Annotated in this window: 21 protein-coding genes; 1 reads left to right on the top strand and 20 read right to left on the bottom strand. The window is 29.9% G+C overall.

Going from position 1 to position 24872, the window contains the following annotated elements:
- Window positions 1–14: 14 nt before the first annotated feature.
- The 19 genes from T483_RS0119415 to T483_RS30620 all read right to left on the bottom strand — a co-directional run bounded on the left by T483_RS0119415 (window position 15) and on the right by T483_RS30620 (window position 22363).
- The gene (locus T483_RS0119415; RefSeq protein ID WP_026888324.1) at window positions 15–590 is read right to left on the bottom strand and encodes a phosphatase PAP2 family protein; all 576 of its coding nucleotides are present in this window, start codon (window positions 588–590) and stop codon (window positions 15–17) included.
- Window positions 591–743: 153 nt separating this feature from the next.
- Window positions 744–1736, bottom strand: a complete 993-nt coding sequence (locus T483_RS0119410; RefSeq protein ID WP_026888323.1) for a glycosyltransferase — start codon at window positions 1734–1736, stop codon at window positions 744–746.
- 14 nt (window positions 1737–1750) lie between these two features.
- Entirely contained in the window at window positions 1751–2350 is a 600-nt protein-coding gene (locus T483_RS0119405; RefSeq protein ID WP_026888322.1) for a TVP38/TMEM64 family protein, read from the bottom strand.
- 572 nt (window positions 2351–2922) lie between these two features.
- Window positions 2923–3828, bottom strand: a complete 906-nt coding sequence (locus T483_RS29505; RefSeq protein WP_051560469.1) for a hypothetical protein — start codon at window positions 3826–3828, stop codon at window positions 2923–2925.
- A 161-nt stretch (window positions 3829–3989) separates the two neighbouring features.
- Entirely contained in the window at window positions 3990–4688 is a 699-nt protein-coding gene (locus T483_RS0119395; protein WP_026888321.1) for a response regulator, read from the bottom strand.
- Window positions 4678–7386 carry a sensor histidine kinase gene (locus tag T483_RS0119390; RefSeq protein ID WP_026888320.1) on the bottom strand — a complete coding sequence of 903 codons (2709 nt, stop codon included), beginning with the start codon at window positions 7384–7386 and terminating at the stop codon, window positions 4678–4680. The genes T483_RS0119395 and T483_RS0119390 overlap by 11 nt, the downstream gene beginning before the upstream one ends.
- A 371-nt stretch (window positions 7387–7757) precedes the next feature.
- Window positions 7758–8384, bottom strand: a complete 627-nt coding sequence (locus T483_RS0119385) for a K(+)-transporting ATPase subunit C (protein WP_026888319.1) — start codon at window positions 8382–8384, stop codon at window positions 7758–7760.
- A gap of 54 nt (window positions 8385–8438) precedes the next feature.
- Window positions 8439–10502 carry a potassium-transporting ATPase subunit KdpB gene (gene kdpB / locus T483_RS0119380; RefSeq protein WP_026888318.1) on the bottom strand — a complete coding sequence of 688 codons (2064 nt, stop codon included), beginning with the start codon at window positions 10500–10502 and terminating at the stop codon, window positions 8439–8441.
- A 46-nt stretch (window positions 10503–10548) separates the two neighbouring features.
- On the bottom strand, window positions 10549–12228 hold the full coding sequence (gene kdpA, locus T483_RS0119375; RefSeq protein WP_026888317.1) for a potassium-transporting ATPase subunit KdpA: 1680 nt from the start codon (window positions 12226–12228) through the stop codon (window positions 10549–10551).
- A 30-nt stretch (window positions 12229–12258) separates the two neighbouring features.
- Window positions 12259–12336: a K(+)-transporting ATPase subunit F gene (gene kdpF / locus T483_RS32670; RefSeq protein WP_396128421.1), complete on the bottom strand. Its 78-nt coding sequence runs from the start codon at window positions 12334–12336 to the stop codon at window positions 12259–12261.
- A gap of 877 nt (window positions 12337–13213) precedes the next feature.
- Complete coding sequence (locus T483_RS0119360) at window positions 13214–13951, bottom strand: ABC transporter permease (protein ID WP_026888316.1); 738 nt, start codon at window positions 13949–13951, stop codon at window positions 13214–13216.
- Complete coding sequence (locus T483_RS0119355) at window positions 13938–14672, bottom strand: ABC transporter ATP-binding protein (protein WP_347460321.1); 735 nt, start codon at window positions 14670–14672, stop codon at window positions 13938–13940. Before T483_RS0119355 ends, T483_RS0119360 begins: the two co-directional genes overlap by 14 nt.
- 59 nt (window positions 14673–14731) lie before the next feature.
- On the bottom strand, window positions 14732–15610 hold the full coding sequence (locus T483_RS0119350; protein ID WP_026888314.1) for a hypothetical protein: 879 nt from the start codon (window positions 15608–15610) through the stop codon (window positions 14732–14734).
- Window positions 15611–16013: 403 nt separating this feature from the next.
- Window positions 16014–16703, bottom strand: a complete 690-nt coding sequence (locus tag T483_RS0119345) for a response regulator transcription factor (protein WP_026888313.1) — start codon at window positions 16701–16703, stop codon at window positions 16014–16016.
- Between the two features lie 158 nt (window positions 16704–16861).
- Window positions 16862–18310: a sensor histidine kinase gene (locus T483_RS0119340; protein WP_026888312.1), complete on the bottom strand. Its 1449-nt coding sequence runs from the start codon at window positions 18308–18310 to the stop codon at window positions 16862–16864.
- 26 nt (window positions 18311–18336) lie between these two features.
- The gene (locus T483_RS29500) at window positions 18337–18969 is read right to left on the bottom strand and encodes a zinc dependent phospholipase C family protein (protein WP_051560466.1); all 633 of its coding nucleotides are present in this window, start codon (window positions 18967–18969) and stop codon (window positions 18337–18339) included.
- Between the two features lie 251 nt (window positions 18970–19220).
- The gene (locus tag T483_RS0119330; RefSeq protein WP_026888311.1) at window positions 19221–20402 is read right to left on the bottom strand and encodes a glycosyltransferase family 4 protein; all 1182 of its coding nucleotides are present in this window, start codon (window positions 20400–20402) and stop codon (window positions 19221–19223) included.
- Between the two features lie 362 nt (window positions 20403–20764).
- Entirely contained in the window at window positions 20765–21178 is a 414-nt protein-coding gene (locus tag T483_RS0119325) for an EamA family transporter (protein ID WP_026888310.1), read from the bottom strand.
- 132 nt (window positions 21179–21310) lie between these two features.
- Window positions 21311–22363: a DUF5050 domain-containing protein gene (locus tag T483_RS30620; protein WP_242841890.1), complete on the bottom strand. Its 1053-nt coding sequence runs from the start codon at window positions 22361–22363 to the stop codon at window positions 21311–21313.
- A 510-nt stretch (window positions 22364–22873) separates the two neighbouring features.
- Here T483_RS30620 and T483_RS29495 point away from each other — a divergent pair.
- The gene (locus T483_RS29495) at window positions 22874–23350 is read left to right on the top strand and encodes an undecaprenyl-diphosphate phosphatase (protein ID WP_051560464.1); all 477 of its coding nucleotides are present in this window, start codon (window positions 22874–22876) and stop codon (window positions 23348–23350) included.
- A 330-nt stretch (window positions 23351–23680) separates the two neighbouring features.
- Here T483_RS29495 and dinB read toward each other — a convergent pair whose 3' ends face one another.
- Window positions 23681–24751 carry a DNA polymerase IV gene (gene dinB / locus T483_RS29490; protein WP_051560462.1) on the bottom strand — a complete coding sequence of 357 codons (1071 nt, stop codon included), beginning with the start codon at window positions 24749–24751 and terminating at the stop codon, window positions 23681–23683.
- Window positions 24752–24872 lie beyond the last annotated feature (121 nt).

Here is a 24872-nt window from a genome sequence, read left to right as displayed (position 1 = left end):
TTTAACTATCTCCTCTATAATATATTTTTATAAAAAGCATCAAACTTTTCCATATAACCATCGTGTAAAATTATGAATATTAATTTAGAACATACTATTCCAATTATAATTCCTGCTATAACATCAGTTGGATAATGAACATACAAATATAGTCTTGATAGAGCTATCAAAAATGCTATTCCTATAAATATAAGCTTATATTGACTAAAATACATAGAAAGTATTTCTGCTACAGCAAAAGATGATAAAGTATGTCCAGAAGGAAAGGAATACGATAGTGGTTTTTTTATCAAAAGACTAGCATTTTTTTGCTGATTACAAGGTCTAATTCGTTTTACTATATGCTTTACTATTCCTTCTCCAACAATAGTACTTATGATTAATGTTAGTATTACTATATTACCAATCAATCTATAGGGTTTATCTAATATTAGAGTGATAGACATTATAATCCAAATTATCCCCAAGTTGCCCATGCATGTTATCATCGGCATTAACTTATCTAAATATTTATTTTTCAAATACTTGTCAATAACAAAGAGAATATAATTATCAAATACAATTATCTTTCTACAAATACTTAAATACAAGCAATCACCCCTCTATAAATTGCATAGAATCTTTATAATTCTTATTAATTTTACTAAATATATAAATTGATACTTTACTGCATATTAAACCTAAAATAATACCCGCTAATACATCTGTTGGGTAATGTTCATATAAATTCAGCATTATTAAAACTATATGTTCTCATATATAATTTTCAATTGCATACCAATCTTCCCAATATCTTTTTCCTTCACCAATTTGTAACCCGAATCCTGTAATGGTGGAAGCCTTCCAATAAGTATTTTTCTGATTTTATCTTGAAACTCACCTATGGAGCTTCCTTTATACACTTCTTTTCCATCAGAAAACATTTCTTTATAAATAGGAATATCTCTAATTAAAATTGGAATCTTCATTGCAAGAGCTTCAAGTAATACAATCCCTTCCGTCTCTTCATGAGTAAGAAATAAAAATAAATCACTTCCACTATAGGCATCACGTAATTGTTCTTTGCAGACGTAGCCTGGAAACTTCGCATTTTTTGGAGCTGTAGTAATATCATTTTGTATAGTCTGGGGTACAATGTTAGAATTGGTGTAACCAAACCAAATAAATGTTATTTCCGGCATACTTTTTGCTAATTTTATAAAATCTCTTATTCCTTTACGCTCCATATAGTGACCTACGGAAATAATTACTTTTTCACTATCTGATAAACTATACTTTTCTCGGAATCTTTTTGCACCTTCTGCATCTTTAGAAAAATATGAGAGGTCAATTCCATTAGATAAAGCATAAATAGGCTTTTTGATATCATAGCTTAATAATAATTTTTTAGAGTACTCACTTGGCGTTATAATTACATCTCCCAGGCTGTAGCAAAACTTAATCCATATCTTAAAAATAGGAGCTATAAGATTTGATCCCTTAAAAGAGTCTTTAAAGTCTTCCATAGTAGAGTGAGCATAATATATAATTCTTTTTCCTCTAATCTTCGATAAAATTGCCCAAAGCACAGAATCCGGGAATATAGTATTAAGTTGAATAATATCATAAGAATCCTTTATATCTGTTGTATATGGAATATTATTCTCCTCTAATGCCTTTTGCTGGTGGTGAATAGCTCTACCAATTCCACTTTTTTCTACAAGTTTCAAAAGACCAGTATATAAGAGTATTTTCATACTATAATTCCTCCTTATAATAAAGGTAATAATTTTTGTACTATGATATTTAGCATAAGACTATACATAATAATTGCAAAAGGTTTCCCTAAAAGTATAATCAAAACAAATTTTTTGAGCTTCATTTTGCTCATCCCTGCTATATAGCAAAGAAAGTCATCTGGTGCTACTGGTAAAAATATTGCTGTAGCAAATATACGCTCAAAGCTAGGTTTTTTTAGCCATCCTATATATTTATTAAAAACTTTTTTATTAGACATATTCATGACATAATTAAGTCCATACTGTCTTGCAAGTAAGAATACAGCAATTGAACCAATGCAGATACCAATATAGTTATATATAAATCCTTGAACTGAACCAAAGATCAAAACCCCAGCCACACATCCAATAGCTCCTGGAGATATCGGTAATACTACCTGTATAGCCTGAAACATTATAAATACTACTGGTGCAAACCATCCAAATTGCTGTAAAAATGTTTGCAATGCTGTTTGAGACGTAAATAAATTCATTTGAATACCATATACGAAAAATGCAACTGTTATAAATAGCCCAACTAATGTAGATCCATTAATTAAAATATTCGATTTTGTACCTTGCGCATATTCCATTTTTATACCTCCTCGTTCTCTAATTTCCTAACTGAAGCATCTTTATTTTACTAAATTTATATCATTACATTATTTCTTCTATCGTCCTTGTATTAACTAAATCATATCACTGAATGTTAAACTCAAAATACTTAAAAGTTAAACAGAAGGTAAACAATTTATTAGAGAAAATTTAAATTGCAGGCAACTTGAGCCGGAGATTTTTTTAAGCATCTGACCTTTCGAACAACATAATTATTACCTTTTTATTTTCAATTGATAGTAGTTTCAATTCATAATATACATAATTCACTTAATTATAAGTATGTTATCAATGACTGCTAATGTTAAATTTATAGTAATTATTAGATATAACAAATCATATCTTAACCTAAATAATATTTTATAAAAATATTATTTAGTATCAATTACAAATAAAAACCATAGAACTAATCTATGGTTTTTGAAACACAAAATTTTAATCTTTTCAATTCCTGATTTCAATGGAAAGGCTATAAGCTTTGACTTGTTCAAAAAAACTCAAACAATGCCATCACTGTAAGCTATAATTCGGTTTTTTAATTAGCTTACTTCTATTTTTGTAATACTTCAGTAACTCTTCTCTCACTATATATATTTAACTTAGGAAATTTATTTTCTAAACATGCAATTTTACTTTTTAATTTTTCTTTATCCATAGATTCTATTTCTAGCTTATCTATGGTACTTCTTAATTCATCAATAATTTTATTTTTCTCTTCTAATTCTTTGCTATGATTCTCATTTATATTTTTTAATTCATTATGTAGATAATTAACGTAGGATCCCATTTCATCCGCACTTCCAGCAAATCTATTGAATATAACTAAAAAATTGGCTAAAATAGTGTTATTAATATCATAAGGGTACCTAATCTTATGATCAATTTCGCTCCATCCTTCCTCAAATATTGTTCTTACTTGTATTTCTGAAATAAAAGTTTTTCTGCCATTACTCGCTTTAATTATGTAATGAATCGATCTATACCCAAATGGATGTTCCACTATTTTGCATCCTTTTATTTTAAACCTATCAATTAAGGTTCCTGAATCTCCTTTTCTGATGTTAGCCTTTGGTTTTTCTAACGCAGGCCAAGTATTTACTATATATTCATGAATATTTTCCCAATCTTCTTTGAAAAGATGTAATACTCGTATTCCAATTAAATCAGTAACTTTCTTAGTATAATTCCCCACGGTTATAGTAATTTCAGGTTTTCTTAACTTTTTTCTTATTATTTTTTCTATAAGATGTTCTGGCTCTTTGATTCTATGACTAACTAAATGAACAGCTTGAACTTTTTTCAATGAATTTCCGACAACGCTAGCTATTCTCTCAAGTTCTTTGATTCTTGATTCAAAATTTTTATATATTTCAATCAGACTATCCCATTCAAGATTAGTTTTAATAAAATCTTCTTCCGAAATATTATACTTTTTTAAAAAAGTTAACTTGTCCATCTTTTTTTCCTCCATTATACTACTAATGCTTTTCTAACTTATCTATCCTTGATTATATCACAGTATTCTTAATATATTTTATACTTTAAAAACCACAGACCTAATCTGTGGTTTTTAAGACACAACACCTTAATCTTTAACTAATAAGTTTAGATATATACTTACTCATCTACCAATCTATATCCAACTCCAACTTCTGTATAAATATATTGTGGCTCAGCTGGATTTTTTTCTATTTTTCTTCTAAGACTTGCCATAAATACTCTGAGAGATTGAGTTTCGCTTCCAGTTGGTAAAGCCCAAATTTCCTTAATTATAAAATTATGAGTTAATACCTTTCCTGAATAACTGCAAAGAAGAGCCATTATTTTATATTCTATAGGAGTTAAATGTATATCATCGTTTCCTATCGTCAGTTTTCTTTTATTAAAATCAACAACTAGATCTTTTACTTTAAATATACCAGAAATCTCTTTTTCATTATTAGTAGATGCACTATGCCTTAATGATACTCTGACTCTAGCTAATAATTCCCCTATTCCAAAAGGTTTTGTTAAGTAATCATCAGCTCCTTTATCCAAAGCTTCTATTTTCTGCCTTTCATTCTCTCTTGCAGAAACAATTATTATTGGAACTTTAGACCATTCTCTTACTTTTGTAACTACATCAATACCATCCATATCTGGAAGTCCCAAGTCAAGTATTATTAAATCTGGTTTATGTGACATAGAAAGTGCAATAGCTTCTGTTCCCTTATCTGTTTCTATATAATTAAATCCTTGTGTTTTTAAAGATGTTGTAATAAAATTTCTTATTGGCTTATCATCTTCCACAACAAGAATATACTGTTTACTGTTCATCACCATTCCCCTCCTTTGGAATATTAAATCTAAAAATAGCTCCGCCGCTGTTATAAGCACTAATTTTCCCACCATGTGCTTCAACTATAGATTTGCAAATTGCAAGTCCTAATCCTACCCCTCTTCTTGAATCAGTTATTTTATCTCCATTAGTAAAAAATCTATCAAAGATATGTGGCAATATATCTTCTGATATTCCAGGTCCATTATCAATGACTTCAAAAATAATATTTTTCTCATCTTCATAAAATTTAACTTCAATCAAAGAATCTTTAGGTGTAAACTTAATTGCATTATCAAATAAATTTATAAGCACTTGTTCAATCAAACTTCCATCCATTGGTGCCATTATCACATCTTCTGGAACTATCACTTTTATTTTATGATCTTTAAAGCGTTTTGAAGTTCTTTGAACCGCCTCATATACTACTTCCTCTATAAGCTCTATGTTCTTCTTAATTTTCAGATTACCTCCATCAAATCTTGTCATGCTAAGTAAATTTTCTACTAATCTAATAAGCCATTCAGTATCTTCATAAACACTTTGAAGAAGCTTTCCCTTAGTTTTTTCTGATAAGAGATCACCTGTTTCAATAATAGTGCTTACAGCCCCTTTAATCCCTGCAAGAGGACTCCTTAAATCATGGGAAATTGATCGTAATAAATTACTTCTAAGTCTTTCACTTTCAATCTCTAAATTTGATTTCTTTTGAGTTTCAGCTAATATTTCTCTATCTAATGCAATGTAAATTTGGCTGGCAACTGTTTCAAATATATATTTTTGTTCTGGTTTTAAAGAACCATTAATGCACGAGGCACCCAATACCCCTAAGATTTTTCCATGACTTTTTAAAGGCATATAGTATCCTTTAGCACCATGAAATGTATTGGTACCAGCTCCCGATTCCTTATCGTTTAAAAATGTCCAATATGCAACAGCTTCTTCATCTTTATTTAACAAAGTTCTATCTTTCTCACCTTTAGCAGCTGTATAAATGAATGGGGTTGAAAGTTTGTTATCTTGATCTAAATAGCAAACAACTGTTCTCTCCAATAATCTTGATAGATATTTTATTCCTATTCCAACAACATCTGCTGTACCTGTTGCACTTAATAATTTTTTACTTACTCTATATAAATTTCTTGTTCTATTTTCTCTTTGTAAAGAATTACGTGCTTCTCTTTGTATTTTATTTGTAAGTGTACCAATTGTAAAGGTTACTATCAACATTATAGGAAATGTCGCCAAATAACTTTTATCATAAACCTCTAATGAATACCTTGGTTCTGTAAAAAGGTAATTAAATAAAAATATACTTATAATTGAACAAACAAAACCTAAAATATACCCTCTTGTTTTAATATTTACAATAATAACACCTAATATAAAAATCATAATAACATTGGCTTCATTAAAACCTAAATAATCAATAAATAATGAAATTATTATAGTAATTATCATTATTAAAGTGGATACTAAAATTTCTTTCCTTGATACATTAAATTTTTGTCTATTATTTTTTATATTATATTTTTTTTGTTTATCAGAGGATGCATTTGGTATAACATAAACATCTATATATGAATTAGATTCCATGAGCTTATCAACTATGTCTTTTGCATAAAAATGAAATAAATTATTAGGTTTCTTGTGATTTTTACCTATAATTATTTTAGTCACATTTCTAAATTTTGCATATTGGATTATTTGTTCAATAGTATTGTCACCATATGCTGTTACTACCTCTCCCCCTAATTGTTCCGCTAAACTAAAATGAGAGTTGAGCCTTTCTCTATCTTCCTTACTTAAATTTTGAGATTTTGTTGTTTCAACATAGAATGCTATCCATTTTGAATGATGAGCTTCAGCCATCCTTGTGGCTGTTCTTATAACCCTTGAAGATGAAGGCGATGAAGAAATACATGCAAGCACTACATCTGATGTTGGCATTACAGTTATCTGTCCTTTTGATAATCTTACACTTTCAACTTCATAATTTACTCTATCAGCTGTTCTTCTTAATGCAATTTCCCTAAGAGCAAACAAATTATTTTTAGTGAAAAAATTATTAAAAGCTTTTCTTGTCTGCTCCTTGCCATAAACTTTTCCCTCACTAAATCTATTTAGAAGTTCAGTTGGTTCAATATCTATTAATTCTACTTTATCAGCTTCATCAAAAACCTTATCTGGAATTGTTTCTCTTACAGCAATATTAGTTATACTTTCAACTATATCATTCAAACTTTCAATGTGTTGAACATTTAAAGTAGTATAAACATCTATTCCAGCTTCTAAAAGCTCTTCTATATCCTGCCATCTTTTTCTATGCCTTTTAGTGCTAGCATTGGTATGAGCAAGTTCATCCACCAATATTATCTGCGGCTTTCTAGCAAGAGCCTTATCTAAATCAAATTCTTTTAAGTTTATTCCTTTATAATTAATAACTTTAACGCCTATATCTTCAATTCCATTTACTAAAGCCATAGTTTCTGGTCTAGCATGAGGTTCTATATAACCAATTACTATATCCTTGCCCATCTTTTTCATATCATGAGCTTCCATAAGCATGGTATAACTTTTTCCCACACCTGCTGCATAACCAAAAAAAATTTTTAATTTTCCTTTTGTCGATTCATTCTCTTCTTTTTTTATTTGATTTAAAAGATAATCTGGATTTGGTCTATTATCAATATCTATTTAAATCACTCCTTACCCTCATTAATCTATACTTAGGTACATAAACGAAGACATGCAAGCATACTGGTTTGTTATTTTCTTGATTGTACCTTAATGTTTATTAGAATTATATAACAATTTGCATTAATATAAAAGATTATGCTACAAGGATTCTCAGTATTAGTGCCTTTATCTAAAACATATAGATACTCTACACTGTGAAGTGATAGTAACTCAAATAAAAATTTTCTATTTTCGTAAGAATTAAGTGTAATATATATCAGAAAGTACGGACTCTTTTGTGCAGTGTTTCATCTTACCACAGTTATATTCTCTAGAAATCGAAACAACAGAGTACCCGTACTTTCGGTTAACTACCACTACATTCTAAGTTACCTGCTTTTTAAAATTGAAGCTATCTCAGTATTAACTTTTACTATATTTACTCTTGGTTCTCCAAATATCCCTAAAGTTCTGCCATCAGTGTATTTATCTACTATTTTATGAAGATCAGCTTCACTTATTCCTGAAGCTTTTGAAACTGCTGGTATTTGAATTTCTGCCGCTTTAGGACTTATATCTGGATCAAGGCCTGAACCAGAGCTTGTAAGTAAATCCGTTGGAATATCCTCTTTTTTAACACCTGGATTAGCCTCTAAGAAATCATCTATATCTTTCTCTACTCTTTCCTTAAGGGCATCATTAGATGGTGCTAAATTTTGAGATCCTGAACCTACTCCTGTATATGCTGCCTTTCCACTTTCATCTGGCTTTGTATCTTCATCTGTATAAGTGTTGTAATTTACAGCTGAAATTCTTCCTCTAAAAAATCTAGGATCTGTAAAATTCTGTCCTATAAGCTCTGAGCCAACTTCCCTCCCATCAGCCACAATCATACTACCATTTGCTTGCTTATTAAATACCAACTTACTTATTCCAGTCATTAAAAGAGGATATATAAGCCCACAAAGTATCATAAAAGTAATACTTATGAGAATAGATTTTTTAATTATTTTCATATAAAAATCTCCTTTTTTATTGAAATACATACTATTAATTGTTAACTGACTAAGTTAACCTATATTAAGAATCCTAACTAGAGGCGCGATAATAATATCAATCACCTTAATTCCTATAAATGGAACAAGTACTCCCCCTCCTCCGAAAATAAGCATATTTCTAAGGAGCATAGTTTCCGCTTTCATAGGTTTATACTTTACCCCTCTCATTGCTATTGGTATAAGCACTGGTATTATTATTGCATTAAATATAAGTGCTGAAAGAATAGCGCTATAAGGAGTTGAAAGTCCCATTACATTCATAACCTGCATTTCAGGTATAGCTACAGTAAAGATAGCTGGAATTATAGCAAAATATTTAGCTACATCATTAGCTATGCTAAAAGTAGTTAAAGCTCCTCTTGTAATTAAAAGCTGTTTTCCTATTTCAACTACTTCAAGGATTTTTGTTGGATCTGAATCCAAATCAACCATATTAGCTGCCTCTTTAGCTGCTGTAGTTCCACTATTCATTGCAAGTCCCACATCTGCCTGTGCTAGAGCTGGTGCATCATTAGTTCCATCACCAGTCATTGCTACAATTTTACCTTGTTCCTGCTCTTTTTTAATTGCATCGATTTTATCTTCTGGCTTACATTCAGCTATAAACTCATCTACGCCAGCTTCTTTAGCAATTGTCGCTGCTGTTAAAGGATTATCTCCAGTACACATAACTGTTTTAATTCCGATTTCTCTAAGTCTTTGGAATCTTTCTACTAGACCAGGCTTAACAGTGTCTTTTAGATATATAACCCCATATGCTTTTTCACTAACGCATACTACGAGAGGTGTTCCACCTAATTTAGAAACTCCATTTACAGCGTCATCTAAGTCATTTGGAATGTTTCCACCGAGTTCTTTTATTCTATTTTTTATAGCATCAGAAGCTCCTTTTCTAACCTTTAAACCGTTTGGTAAATCTAATCCACTCATTCTTGTTTGAGCTGTAAATTCAATAAAATCTAGCTTCTTATATTCTTCATCATTAACTGTTGTTCCACTCTTTTTGCCAAGGTCAACTATTGATTTTCCTTCTGGCGTATCATCTTTTATTGAACATATTACAGCATAATTTATTAAATCTGTTTTTTTTGTATTTCCGACAGGTATAAACTCTGCTGCAAGTCTATTACCAAAGGTTATTGTTCCTGTCTTGTCAAGAAGCATTGTATCAACATCACCGCATGCTTCTACTGCTTTACCTGACATAGCTATAACATTGAATTTAGTAACTCTATCCATACCCGCAATCCCAATAGCTGATAATAATCCTCCAATAGTTGTAGGTATTAAGCATACAAGAAGTGCAACTAAAGTTGAAATATAAATTGCAACTCCTGAGTATTGAGCCATAGGATAAAGTGCAACAATTACTATAAGAAATATTATAGTTAAGCTTACAAGCAAAGTATTAAGAGCAATTTCATTTGGAGTTTTTTGTCTTGATGCCCCTTCTACAAGAGAAATCATTTTATCTAAGAAAGATTCTCCTGGTGTTGCTGTTATCTCAATTTTTAACCAATCACTTACGACTTTTGTTCCTCCTGTAACTGATGCAAAATCTCCTCCACGTTCTTTCATAACTGGTGCTGATTCACCTGTTATAGCTGATTCATCTACAGAAGCTATTCCATCTATAACTTCACCATCATTAGGAATTATATCTCCATTTTCAACTAAAACTACATCGCCTTTTTTTAATTCATTGGCATTTATAATTTTAGTAGTTCCATCAGTATTTAAAAGTTTAGCTACGGTATCTTTACGCATTTTCTTTAAATTTTCAGCCTGAGCTTTTCCTCTTCCTTCTGCTACTGCTTCTGCAAAATTTGCAAAAAGCACCGTTACAAACAATATTAATGCTACAATAAAATTGTATACTCTCAAATTATTACCTTGATCTCCGAATAATCCTGGTAAAAATGTTAGAATCAAAGTTATAATGAATCCTACTTCAACTACGAACATTACTGGATTTTTTATCATATATTTTGGATTAAGTTTTTTAAAAGATTCTATAATTGATTCATTTAATATTTCTCTTGTAATAAATTTAGATTCTTTCTTTTCACTACTCATATTATTTTTCTCCTTGTCTTCAAATATCTCAATAATCAAGGTTATATTAACGCCATAATGTCAAATGTTCCGCTATTGGTCCAAGAGCTAGAGCTGGTAAAAATGTCAATGCACCAATTATTAATACAATTACAATTAGCGTTACTGTAAACATTGTGTTATCTGTTCTAAAAGTTCCTGCAGTTTGTGGTATTGTTCTTTTAGCTGCTAAAGATCCTGCTACTGAAAGAAGAATTATAATTGATAAATATCTTCCCAAAAACATAACTATTCCTGTTGTAGTATTCCAAAATAACGTGTTATCTGCCATTCCTTCAAATCCAGAACCATTATTAGCTGCAGATGATGTAAATTGATAAACTATTTGACTTAAACCATGAAATCCTGGATTTGATATTCCAGCAAGTCCTTGAGGAGCTATTAAAGCCAAGGCTGAAAACATTAATATTAAAAATGGATGAATTATTATAGCTAGAGCTATTAATTTAATTTCTTTACCTTCAATCTTCTTTGATAAAAATTCTGGTGTTCTTCCAACCATAAGTCCACATAAGAAAACTGTAAGGATTGCATACATCATCATATTCATAAATCCTACGCCTTTTCCTCCGAAGACTACATTAAGCATCATGTTCATTAATGCTACAGCTCCACCAAGCGGTGTTAATGAATCATGCATATTATTAACAGTTCCTGTTGTGAATGCCGTAGTTACTGTGGTAAATAATGAAGATTCTGCTATTCCAAACCTCACTTCTTTACCTTCCATATTACCCATAGCTTGGCTTAATCCTATATGCGCTAAAGCTGGATTTCCTGCTTTTTCCGCAAAATAGCATATTGGTAATGCAATAATAAATATCCCTGCCATTGCCCAAAATATCGTCCAACCTTGTTTCTTATTTTTTAACATTAAACCAAAGGTATAAACTAATGCTCCTGGAAGCATCATCATAGAAAGTAATTCAATTAAATTTGATAAAGGTGTAGGATTTTCAAAAGGATGAGCCGAATTAGCACCAAAGAAACCACCACCATTTGTTCCTATATGCTTTATTGATTCAAGAGCTGCTACAGGTCCCATTGCTATATCCTGCATTTTTCCTTCTATTGTAGTAACTGTTTTAGTTCCTGATAAAGTTTGTGGTACACCTTGGCTTACTAAAAGAAGTCCTATTACTATTGAAAATGGTAATAAAACTCTTGTTATTATTCTTGTTATGTCCACAAAAAAGTTTCCCATTGTCCTTTTACCAATTATTCCTCTCATAAAAGCAAGTGCTGCTGCAAAGCCTGTTGCAGCTGATGTAAACATCATAAAGATAATCACTATCATTTGACTTAAATGAGAAACTCCAGATTCTCCACTGTAATCTTGAAGATTTGTATTTGTCATGAAACTTATAATTGTGTTAAATGATAAACTTTGCTCCATTCCATCTATTTTGTTTGGATTTAAAAATAGAAATCCCTGTGCTCTCAGTATTACATATCCTATAAGTACCATAACTGCATTTATAACAATAATTGAAAACACATATTCCTTCCAATTCATTTCTTCATCTTTATTAATCCTGCATATTTTATAAATAAGATTATCTATTGGATTAAAAAGCTTATCTGCAAATGTCTTCTCTCTAGTACTAACAAAATATAAATATTTTCCAAGTGGCACTACGATCAACATAAAAAGTAGTAAAGTTATTATTATTTGTAACCATTCCATAAATTATTCCTCCCGCTTTACTTTGAATAACTAAAATTTTTCTGGATTAAATAGTGCATAACTTAAATATCCAAAAAGTAAAACTATAATTGCAATTAAAATCCACATATGCATTCCCCCGTTTATTTTTATTTATTAACTTGCTTTTCGCACCAGTTAGCAAAAAACCTTATAGAACAAAATCCTAAAATTAGTGATCCGAAAAATACAATATCCAACATTATCTTTCCCCCTTCAATAATTTAATTTCCATATTTGTATGATACTACTTACAGTGTAAAGATTGGATTAAACAATCTTTATTTGTATAAAGATTGTATAAAGATTTTTAATACACAATAAAAGTTATTTATCACAATGATATTACTCGTTTATGATAAACGCATTATATTTCACTTTCTATATAATACCTATCTTTTTATTCCAGAAAATAATTAACTGCTAAAATGAATAATTCCATCAAACAATCTCTTTATATTTACATACACGTAAAAATCAAAAGGAATACTTAAAGCTTTTATTGCTCCAAGTATTCCTTTTGATTTCTATTCATTTTTATCATTTAAATTAGTTTTCCCCTATTAGGTATTTCTAACGAATTTTATTCATCTCACATTATTGCATTTATGTATATTTCTAATATTTATATAAATTTCTATATACTAAAAAGTTGCTAAATCATTTAATTAATTCAGCAACTTTTTTACTAATCTAAATTTTAATAAATTCTCCCATAATATTTCAATACTATAAAAATCCACCATATATTCTTATATATAATTTTTTAATATTGTTCCTAAAACCATATATGCTAATATCATAGCTCCTAACCAAAAGAAATATACTGCTGGCATAGATGAAAATCCAAGCATTCAACCAATGTTAGAAGAACATGTAATCTAGACTTGCTCCAAAAAACATAAACTCTACATATATGTTATACAGAAATATTAAAATATCCTCTTAAATAACATAATAGAGAAACTTAATATTCTTTTTTTTCAAAAGCCCATGAGCCAGCTGCAAAGAAGATTAAGGTATAAGCTGCCAGCAAGGTAAGTACATTTAAAATTTTTCCTACTGGTGCTGCTGCACCTATAAATAACTTATACCAACCTGTGTAGGTGGTGAATACCATAGGGTTTATACTTGGAATAATAGTAGCTGTTGCTAAAATAATTATATAACTTAATACAAACACCATTACTGTACTAGAACTGTTTTTACATAATTGCGAAATCGTAACTGCAAAGAGAACTATAGGTATAATTGGAACAATTGATAATATATATGCTATAACCGTTTCAACAATATTTACTGATTCTATCCCATTAAATCCAATACCTGAAAGTAAACTTATTACTAAGCAAGTCATTAATGCTAAAATTGTATACAAAGCAATTGTTAGAGCCTTAGAAATAAAGATATTAATTCTGCCTACAGGTCTTGTGATTATTGCTTTGATAACTCCTTTTTCCTGTTCTGCTGTAAATAAATCCGCTGCTGTCATTGCTATTATAAGGGGTAGCATGAATTGTGTTAATATTGTCAAAATTAAAAATGGAGAATTAATAAATGAAATTATAGCACTTCCTGGTATAATTGCTCTTAAAATATTGCCTAGAAAACTAAAAAGACCTAATAGTAAAAGTAGTACCTTGTATTTCTTAAGATTAAATAGTTTAATGCTTTCATTTTTTATACCTGCCTTAATCATTCTCATATAGATCCCTCCTTCCACTTTCTACAGTTTTAAGAAAATATTTTTCAAGTGTTCCGCTTTCATTTATCACTTCTTCCATTGTAGCAGTTTTAAATAATTGTCCTTCTTTCATAATTGCAACTTTGCTGCAAATAATCTCTAATTCATGAGCAAGATGACTTGAGATTAGAAAAGTGGTTCCATTTGCTTTTGCTTCTCTCACAATAATCTCTCTAATATCAACCATACCTTCAATATCTAAGCCGTTAGCAGGCTCATCTAAAATAACAAGCTTTGGATTTGATAGCAAAGCTAAAGCTAAACCTAATCTCTGCTTCATGCCTAGGGAAAATTCTTTAACTTTATCATATTGATATTTTATAAGTCCAGTTTGTTCTAAAATATGTTTAATTTGAGGTGCTTTTACCTTACTATAATATTCTGCTGCAATTTCAAGGTTTTTTCTCGCACTTAAATAATCATAAACAGCAGGAGCTTCAATTAAACATCCAACCTCTTCAAGAGATCTTTCGCCGTATTTTTCAATGCTTTTCCCAAAAATTTCAACCTCTCCCTGATAGGCTGGTATTAATCCTGTTATGATTTTCATAGTAGTAGTCTTACCAGAGCCATTTGGACCTAATAAGCCATATATGTCACCCTCATTAACTTGAAAAGAAACCTCTTTAATGCCACGTCCGTTCTTATATATTTTAGTGAGATTATTAATTTTAAGTGCCATCTTTATTCCCTCCTAATTAAAAGGGTGGCATAAATCCCCCCCTATTGAAATTTCACTTATTATTTATTACGATGTTGTTCTTTCCCATCAATAGCGGTAACTTGTTTACCAGTTACATCTATTGAATCAATTTTAGTACTTCCTACCTCTGAAACTTTTGCATTTAGTGTTAATGTTATTTCATGTGAAGTACCATTTGTATCTGTACCTGTTATTACAGCTGTAATTTTATTATCCTTTAATGTATCTCCATCAACAGTTGCAGTCATTGCTATTGATTTAACCTCTATATTGCTTAGACTTGGTACCTTATCCATAGCTGCTTTTAAATCTGCATCGTGACCTATTTTATCATTATTGTTATTGTGAGCCTTCTCACGGTTACTGTTTTCTACTGCTGCTGAAACTGCTAGTTTGGCTAGTTCTGGAATTTGTTCACCCTCAAGCTTTATATTTATGTTATCTCCATCTTGGACAAATTGATTCTTAACATCCCCCACCAAAGTATCTGTAACCATTTCTGCAAGCTTTACGCTGCTACTAGATTCCGATAATTTTTCTTTTTTATCCTTTTCCGCACTATTAGTACCTTTATTCATCTGATAATAATTTCCATCATCGTTTATAATAAAAGTTCCATTTGCATTGCTACTTTCATAGGTTTTACTTGTTCCATCAACTGTAACACTGGTTTTTGATGATCTGTTTTCATTATCAAGCTTTTGAATAGTGTCTCCTGTAACTAGTACTGTTCCGTTATCTTTCACTTCATATTGTGCGTCGATTGTTGCATTTTTAGTGGTAACAATTGCTTTTACTGCAGTTTTATAGTTTTCATATCCAGAACTTGATGATGCAAAGGCTGCTACGCTTAGGGCTAATAGTACTCCTCCTGCTACTGCTGAACTTACAATTGCTTTTAATTTTTTACTTATCATAGTCAATACCTCCATTCAAATTTTGGCATATTCAAAAATAATGAATCTAAATCCCTAATTCATTTTTTCTCAAAATATTCCCTTAATAACCTACTTGCTAAAAATATTCTTCCTTAATTCTCATAAAAAACCCTTACACTAGTTGAAATTAACTTTACATTACAAACTCATTATTTTCTTTCATATGCCTTCCCCATGTTTTCTTGGGTTATATATATACTATCAGGCAATGTTAAACTCTTAACCTTTAAAAGTTAAACAAAAGGTAAACTATTTATCATTAATGAATAAAAAAACACCCTCGCAATTTAATGCAAAAGTGTTTACAATTTTAAGGAAACTCGATTCGCATTCGCTCACTGAGTAAGCGATTCACACAAAATCATAGATTTTGGTTCTCTGCTTAAACTTTAAATCGATAACCAGCACCCCATACAGTTTGAATATGTACAGGATTAGAAGTGTCTTTTTCAATTTTATCTCTTAACCTATTGATATGAACTGCTACTGTTTTCATATCTCCGTACGAATCCATTCCCCATATTTTGTCATATAATATTTCTTTGCTAAAAACAATATCAGCATTGGTAATAAGAAACAATAATAATTCATATTCCTTATTTTTTAACTCAATCTCTTTTCCATCTACATAAACACGATGCGCTTTGGAATTAATCCTTACACTACCAACCTGTATTTCCTCATTCTTTTCTGAATTACCAGTTGTTAATCGTTCATATTGTGCTAAGTTTGCTTTTACCCTTGCCACAAGCTCTGTAGGAGAAAAAGGCTTTGAAATATAATCATCTGCTCCAAGTCCTAGACCTCTTATTTTATCTACATCTTCTATTCTTGCAGTTACCATTATTATTGGAATGTTAATTGATCCACGTATTTTTTTACAAATCTCATATCCATCTATATTGGGCAACATTAAATCCAAAAGTATTAAATCATATTCCCCAGAAGATGCATGTTTTAAACCTTCCATCCCATCTGCCACAATAAAGGTTTCAAATCCGCTTATCTCTAAAAAATCCCTTTCAATCTCAGCAATAGATTTATCGTCTTCAACAATTAGAATTTTTTTCAATACTATTCCTCCCTATACTCCTTTACTCCTTTAGGTAACAAAATAATTAATAATTATTTTGCCTCCTGTATTCTATTTAATCCGAAAATAATCATCAATTATTTTGTCTCCCATATTCCCATTGAAGCTAGAACTATCTCCGATTGTTCTTAGACTTGTTATTTATTTTCAAGTGCTTTATTTTCTGTATATTTAGGCAATGTCATTATAATAGCAAGCCCACCCTCTATAACATTTTCTGCTTTTATAGATCCACCTAACTGCTCTAAGATTTTTGCTGTTATAGAAAGCCCGAGTCCACTACCTTTGCTTGGATTACTTCTAGAAGGATCTGTTCTATAAAAAACATCAAATAACTTTTCAAGTGCTTCATTACTAACACCAGGTCCATTATCCTCCAATCTGATTGTAACATAATTATCTTTATCCTCGCAGCTGATTTTCATTTGACCCTGTTCTTTGTTTTTATACTTCACACTGTTTTCCAAAACATTTATTACAGCATTACGTAACTGTACAATATCTACTTGAATGCAAATATCTTTTGCATTTTGCACCATTTTAATAATTAATCCCTTTTCTTTGTATTCTTCAGATAGATTTACTGTAATATTCGAAAGTTCCCTACCAATATCTACCTTTTCTAAATATAGAGGAAATTCTCCAATGTCTAATTTAGAAAATAAAAACAATTGACTGACAATATGCTCTAAATCACTAGTTTTATTCTTTATTGTATCCAAATAACGCTTTTGAGTTTCCGGAGTAGATGCCACTCCTGTTTCTAAGCCTTCCACATAGGCTTTAATTGATGTTAACGGAGTTCTTAAATCATGTGAAATTCCAGCAATCAGCTCTTTACGGTTGGCTTCATCCTTTTGCCTTGCCTTTACAGAATCTAAAAGCCGCTGAGCCATTTCATTAAAATCAGAGCATATTTCTTGAAATTCATCTTTTTCATTGTAGTCTATATGAAAATCCAAATTGCCATCACGAATTTGATGTACTCCATAAACTAATGTTTCTAATGGATTAATAATACGCTTAAACACGAAACTAGTCAGAAATCTATTTGTTAACAATATAATAGCAATTGCAGCAAAGAACATTACTACTCCTAAGGTATATAGTATCCTATCGTAAACCTTGCCATCTTCCTTATTATGATGAGCAAAATCAGTATCTTCTATAACTATATTGTATTTACCTACACTCTCTTTATAAATAGCTATATTATCCATAATAAACATATGATTCCCATCTTTAGATAAGGCAGTATTTAAAATAGACGTATCTTCAACAGTTGACGAAGGATATAACAATTCCTGCCCTTCATAAACACTTAATGCAATATTCTTATCTTTATTCTTTTCATTAAATTTATCTATATCTACCTTCATCTGATCAAGATTTATATTATCAGACCACTTATTTGTAATCTTATTTATTTTGTCCATAGATTCGTAAAAGAATTTTTCATTTGGATCATGCTCTCCCATTATCTCCATAACTCCAAAGATTGTACCGCCTACCATTATAAGACCTAAAATTGCAGGTATAACAAGCATTAAAAGGTTTGAAATAAACAAACGCTTCTTTATAGTCACATAATTCACCTCTCTAATTTATTATATCATGAATAACCTACTTCTTCAGCAGCTCTTGAACTTGTTACTTTCTTATATTGGCTTACCGAGATATTTCTTGATAAGCTTTCATTATAAGCAAAAACATTATAACAAACTACGGAAGTGATTTTAACACATTGCTTAATATCTAATAAATAAGATGCTTTACCTTTCATATAATCTTCTAAAATATTTTCAATTGATTCTTTTATTGAAGCAAGACTATTGAATATACGGTTTTTATTATCTTCCGTCTTAATAAAATAATTCCTTAAATTATCAAAATTATTTAATAAATATCTTTGTAACTCCCTCTCATACTTTATATGGTTTGTTATATTACCTATTGAACCAGATATATGTGCATTGCAGCAAAAATCACATAAGTAATGAATAACTATACCTAGCTGCATTGAGTAATAACCATTAAATCTTTTAACTGATAGAAGTTCTTCTATCTTTTCAATAACATATTTAAAAGATTTTTGCCTATAATGAGGATGTGTTTTTACATGCCAGCTTTGATCAACCATCACAAGTCCAAAATTAAACATAAACTTAGAAAATCCATTTGGAACAACTTTTATACTATTACTAAATGCTAATTCTGCTATCTTAACATGAGTTTTTACTTTCATAATTATACACTCTCCTGTCTAATATTGGATATTAATTAAAAAGCAAAACTACATGGTATATAAATTATACTTTTTAATACTATTGTACTTTCTAAGGGGACTGGTGTCTTTATCTGATGTCTAGCCACTGTAACACTCCCTCATCTTTAAGTGGAAGATGACAGTGGCATGACCCTAGATAAGTTCAACTAAATTCAACCGTAGTTTCCTCTCAAAGGCCAATTAGAAAACTACACCTGAAATGTTTCACTTTATACAGAAATCCTTTGATACTTATTTTCTATATAAATCATATTTTTATATAATTCTTCTACCTTACTAGCAAAATTTTCAGCAGAGAACTTTTCTGTTGATTTTACAGCCTCAATAGATAAACTCTCTTTCTTTGAATTAGTATTAAGAATAGAATCTAAAGCTTTTATAAAATCATCTTGATTATGAAATGCATATCCATTAACATTATCTTTCAATACACCATCTAAACATCTGTCAGCTTTTGCAACAACAGGCACTCCTGAAGCTAGTGCTTCAATATAAGTAAGACCTTGAGTTTCACTTTGTGATGCGCTTATAAAAATATCTCCTAATTGATAATATATACCAATATCGTTCCATGGTTTTTCACCTGCGAATATTGTCTTTTTATTAATTCCTAATTCCTTTGCCTTCTCTTCTAAAATATCTTTTTCTGGACCATCACCAATTAATAGAAATTTAACATCTTCCTTATCTTCCAAATAATATTTCATGGCAATTAAAATTTCCTCAATATTTTTTTCCTTTGCTAATCTGCCAATGAAAAGTAAAACCTTGTCTTTTTCTCTAATTCCCAAATTCTCACGTAAATTTTGTACGTCATCAAAACCGAAGTTAGATTTATAGAATTTATTAAGTTCTATTCCTGTAGGAATAACAGAAATATCTTGTTTCACATTGTAAGACAAAAGTAATTCCTCTACTTTATTAGTCGGAACAACTACTTTATCTGCTGAATTGCAGAAATTTATACTTATTTTTCTTACAGCCATTTTTGCAATTGGGTCAAGTATTCCCAATTTCCCTATATAATGTGTGTAATCTTCATATATAGTGTGATATGTGTGTAGAAAAGGTATATTTAGTTCTCTAGCCATAGCCCTTCCAAAAATTCCAAGGGAAAATTCTGTATGAGTGTGAATCACATCAAGTCCTATTTTTTTTATAATCCTTGATAGACGTGGATTATAGAACATTCCAACACGTCTTGCACTAATAAAAGGAATACTTGGCACTCTATATACATTTATTTCTTCACTATCTGCTTTAGGATCTGTTGTAGTAAATACGTATACTTGATGACCTCTAAGCTCAAGGTTATTTTTAAGCATTAGCACAGAGGTTGCTACTCCATTAATTTGTGGGTAATATGTGTCAGTAAAAAGTCCTATCTTCATTTTTTTCACTCCTCGTTTCTCATTCATATATACAGTTTAAATTAGAAAGGTAAAATAGAAAGAAATCAAAGTTAAACTATTTATAAACTAATGTTAAAATTTTATTAGGCACATGAAAGAAAGTGATAAATAAAATGTGCGCTAAATGTTTCGTGTCAAGATTGGTCTCATAGAGGGAGCATATTAGGAAAATCTGCTGATACAGTATGATGAGAGGCCAGTAATATACAGTATATTATTTTTTTGATTGTAACTTATTCCAACAAAAATAAGGACTTAAATAAGATTATAAATACAAATCTTATTTAAGTCCTTTAATTTAATCTGATTACACAGACTATCATAACATTACTAGTATATTACTATAAAATCATAACAAATGTTCCAACAGTAATAAATATACCCCCAAGAATTGTTTTTACAGTTAATGTTTCCTTTAATATTGCAAAAGCAAGTATCATTGTAATTACAATACTAAACTTGTCCACAGGAACAACCTTAGAAGCCTCTCCAATCTGCAATGCTTTATAGTAGCAAAGCCATGACAATCCCGTAGCAATACCAGATAGAATTAAGAAAATCCAGCTCTTTTGGTTTATATTCGAAACTTGATTTTGTACTCCTGTAATAAAAACTATCCCCCAAGCCATTACTAAAACTACGGCAGTTCGTATAGCTGTTGCTAAATTTGAATTTATACCATCAATACCTATCTTTGCTAATATAGATGTAAGAGCTGCAAATACAGCTGACAATATTGCAAATGCAAACCACATATGATTACCTCCTTTTAATTTCGAAAACATTAAGCCACCTCCAATACTTATAATTATTTCATATTAATCTCGCTCATTACTTTAAAGAACTGCTTTTTCTATAATTCTTGCATAGGAGATAAATATACTTTTTTATGCAGGTAAGTATATATAACTATTATCAACATTAACACCCTTCCGTGCAAATATCCCTTTACTAGTTGGATAATATTCATTTACCTCATAATCAGAAAAATCATTGAAACTTACCTTTGGAGTTGCTAAATCTACTGTCATCTTTGAAAGATGTCTATTATTAGTTACATTTATAAAATATATTGTTCCATTAAAAATCTTCATATCCTCTCCATTCATTACCCCTAATCTTTTTGTTGATAGATCAGTTAAACTAATAGAATAAAGGTTATTATCATCTGAAGAATTAAAAGCTAATATTTGTCCTGAATAAGGTACAAAGCTATTTACTGAAAAATTAGAAAGTTTTTGTTTTTGTGTCCCATCTACTTTCATTGAGTATAAAGTAGATTTATCACTTTTATTTTCATAAAGTATAGTATCTTCATCCACCAAATAATTTCCAACGTTATCAGAAGATATAATTGTGTCCGTATTGTTACTTGTATCAAAAGCATGAAGTTTATTTCCATTGTCAGGATCAATAAAATATACAACATTATTTACACCTATCATATTTGAAACTTTTCCCGAGGCTAAATTAGTTGTATATGCCCTATTTGATAAATCTACTTTTGATAATTTACTGTTATTATCGGCATCAGAAAAATATGCTACCTTATTCATGACAACTAAAGAATTAATAGGATAATTATAAAAATCACTTACATTCGAAGTATTTATAATATTTTTAGGATATGGTTCTTTAACCACAGAAAGATTATTATTGTCATCCCAGTTAGGAAAAACTAATGTCTTGTCATTTATTTGAAATAAAGATGTATAAATAGCTGAATCCTTTAAAGAAAAAGGTGTATACCCTTTCTTAAACGCCTCTTTATCTAAACTAGAATCAGTGTTGCCTCCCACAGTAGAACTATTATTTACAGTAATCTGCTTTGTAGTATTTCCACTTTGACTTTGGTTACTTTGACTTGAAGATTGTTGAGCTGAGCAACCAAGAAAACTGGTACATAACGTTAAAGATAACAATAATATAATTTTTTTCAATATAATCACCATTCTTCCTTTGATTTTAGTATTTCTTAATCAATTTATATATTAATTTTACCACTTTGAAATTATTCTTTGAATTATTAATGTAAATTAAAACCAACCTAATATTTTAAATACTAAGCTGGAATTTGAAATAAAGTATAAATGAACCTGTTATTTATTTTAGCATACCCTAATAAAAACTCAATTAATACTACTTAATCAGCAGTTTCCTGATCATTATCAGCTGCTGAAATTATACCTTCATTCGAATCTACATTTACTTCAACAATTCTATTGTTAAGAATTCCCCTATAAATATTGTTAATTATTTATAACATTAAGGTATACATAATTTATTATGGTAAGTCAATCCATATATACAATATAAAGTTCTATTTAATTACATTAAATTAATTTTAGGAGGAATCAAAACGTCAATATTACAAGCAATTATCTATGGGATTGTTCATTTTTACCTATATCTAGCCAGCTCATTTAATAGCTATTCCACAAATACTGGGATTGGAAGATCATGGTCTTGCATTTGATGTATCACAACATCTAGGAACTCTTGTTGCGGTAATAGCATTGCTTGGGGAATATTGGGTTAATTTAATTCATCCTGGTATTACAAACCCAAACTCTACGGATGGTAAGTTATTTTGGTTTATTGCTGCTGCTTCTATACCTGGAGCTATAATAGGAAATCTATTTGAAAAGCAATCTGAGTCTGCCTTTAGAAATTTAGGACTTATAGGTATGATGCTTATAATAATTGGTATAGTATCATATATGGCAAATAAGATATATGATGGTAAAGTAACAGTTGAAGATATAGGCTTTAAAAGAAGTTTTTTCATTGGTCTATCACAAGTTTTAGCCATTATACCTGGCGTATCTCGATTTGGAATCACTATGAAACTTGATTATTTTCTGGTCTTTCAAAAGGAGGTACAGCCAGATTTTCATTTCTTCTTTCTACTCCAAACCTATACCTAATTGGGGTATTACACTAGCACAATTGATAATTAAATTCAAAGAAAGGATTGAAAATATTTAAACTTAAGACTTGTACATTTTTATAAATTTATGTATATTTTGGTTCATTTTTCAAACACTAAAAATTGATTAATAACCTCGTATTAGTATTACACTTGATTCTAAAAATATAACTGAAAATAAAATTTCCAGTTATATATGATTACTATAAATTTACACAAAGATATTTATATTCTCTAAATAGATGGCCTTTATTTTATTTAAGGTCTAAATTCTTGATTGCTTTTGAACATTTTTAATAAATATCTTTGATAACTCTTACTGTAATACCTAAATCATATCCATAAAAGATAGTTGTCTTTTAAAGTATTCTATACCCGACATAGATATGCCTAGTAATCTAACTGGAATTTCTGTTTTCCAATTTTCTTTAAATAACAAACATGCTTCTTTGTATATAGTATCTCTTGAACTAATAGGACCCTCGAATGTTTTCTGCCTTGTAATTGTATTAAAATCATTTGTTCTTATTGCTATAGATATTGTAGTAGCTGTTGCTTGATACTTAAGTAATCTCTGCTCAATACTAATTGCTATCGACTTTAAAAGTTCTTCGCATTCTTCTATTGTTGTCATGTCTGAAGAAACTGTTTTCGAATTTCCTATACTCTTAGGTAGCGTCTGTATATGATTTACTGGAGATGTATCTAAACCATTAGCACAATTATATAAGGCTTCGCCTTGTTTCTTAAGTATAGTTTTTAACAACAGTATGTCGGTGTTCGCCAGATCACCAATCGTATTAATACCTACATTTCTCAGTTTTTTACACGTTTTGGGTCCAGCTCCCATTAAATATTTTACAGGTAATGCCCATACAATCGTTTCAATAGATTCTTTAGCTATTAAAAAAACTTCTAATGGCCCTGCTAAGTCACTACCTAGCTTAGCCATACTCTTATTAAAGCTTAATCCTACGCTTACAGATATATCTAATGTACTTTTTATTTGTTTCATTATTTCATATGCTAAAGATTTAGCATTTTTATAATCAAATACAAGCTCACTTATATCCACACACGCTTCATCTATACTTCGCTTCTCTACTTTATGTGTAAAACTCAATAAGATGTCCATTACCTTATTGGAATATTCTTTATATAAATCCATATGAGGTGGAATTAATTTTAGATTAGGGCATAACTGTAAAGCATCCCTATTTGACATTCCAGCTTTAACTCCATAATCTCTTGATGCATAATTTGCAGTCATAATTACACCTTTTCTAGAAGACTCACTTCCTGCCACAGCTAGAAACGTATGAGCTTTCAACTTAGGGTTATTAGCTATCTCTACTGATACAAAAAAACTATTTATATCTACATATAGAATTATTGGCATAAGTATCACCTCACTAGTTAAAATTTTTTTACTATGATTGTATCAAAAATTAAATCTAACATCGTATTCTTTATAAATTATTCTTTAAAACATAGTTATTTTAATTATGATATATAATAAT

This window comes from Clostridium beijerinckii HUN142, assembly GCF_000621745.1.
GTDB classification, from domain to species: domain Bacteria; phylum Bacillota; class Clostridia; order Clostridiales; family Clostridiaceae; genus Clostridium; species Clostridium beijerinckii_A.
Note: the sequence above shows the minus strand (reverse complement) of the source record. Positions and strands in the feature narration are given on the sequence as shown.

Coding starts and splice junctions, on each gene's coding strand:
- T483_RS0119410 (WP_026888323.1), bottom strand. CDS start 1,736: ATGAAAATACTCTTATATACTGGTCTTTTGAAACTTGTAGAAAAAAGT.
- T483_RS0119405 (WP_026888322.1), bottom strand. CDS start 2,350: ATGGAATATGCGCAAGGTACAAAATCGAATATTTTAATTAATGGATCT.
- T483_RS29505 (WP_051560469.1), bottom strand. CDS start 3,828: ATGGACAAGTTAACTTTTTTAAAAAAGTATAATATTTCGGAAGAAGAT.
- T483_RS0119395 (WP_026888321.1), bottom strand. CDS start 4,688: ATGAACAGTAAACAGTATATTCTTGTTGTGGAAGATGATAAGCCAATA.
- T483_RS0119385 (WP_026888319.1), bottom strand. CDS start 8,384: ATGAAAATAATTAAAAAATCTATTCTCATAAGTATTACTTTTATGATA.
- kdpB (WP_026888318.1), bottom strand. CDS start 10,502: ATGAGTAGTGAAAAGAAAGAATCTAAATTTATTACAAGAGAAATATTA.
- kdpA (WP_026888317.1), bottom strand. CDS start 12,228: ATGGAATGGTTACAAATAATAATAACTTTACTACTTTTTATGTTGATC.
- kdpF (WP_396128421.1), bottom strand. CDS start 12,336: ATGTGGATTTTAATTGCAATTATAGTTTTACTTTTTGGATATTTAAGT.
- T483_RS0119360 (WP_026888316.1), bottom strand. CDS start 13,951: ATGAGAATGATTAAGGCAGGTATAAAAAATGAAAGCATTAAACTATTT.
- T483_RS0119355 (WP_347460321.1), bottom strand. CDS start 14,672: ATGGCACTTAAAATTAATAATCTCACTAAAATATATAAGAACGGACGT.
- T483_RS0119350 (WP_026888314.1), bottom strand. CDS start 15,610: ATGATAAGTAAAAAATTAAAAGCAATTGTAAGTTCAGCAGTAGCAGGA.
- T483_RS29500 (WP_051560466.1), bottom strand. CDS start 18,969: ATGAAAGTAAAAACTCATGTTAAGATAGCAGAATTAGCATTTAGTAAT.
- T483_RS0119330 (WP_026888311.1), bottom strand. CDS start 20,402: ATGAAGATAGGACTTTTTACTGACACATATTACCCACAAATTAATGGA.
- T483_RS0119325 (WP_026888310.1), bottom strand. CDS start 21,178: ATGTGGTTTGCATTTGCAATATTGTCAGCTGTATTTGCAGCTCTTACA.
- dinB (WP_051560462.1), bottom strand. CDS start 24,751: ATGCCAATAATTCTATATGTAGATATAAATAGTTTTTTTGTATCAGTA.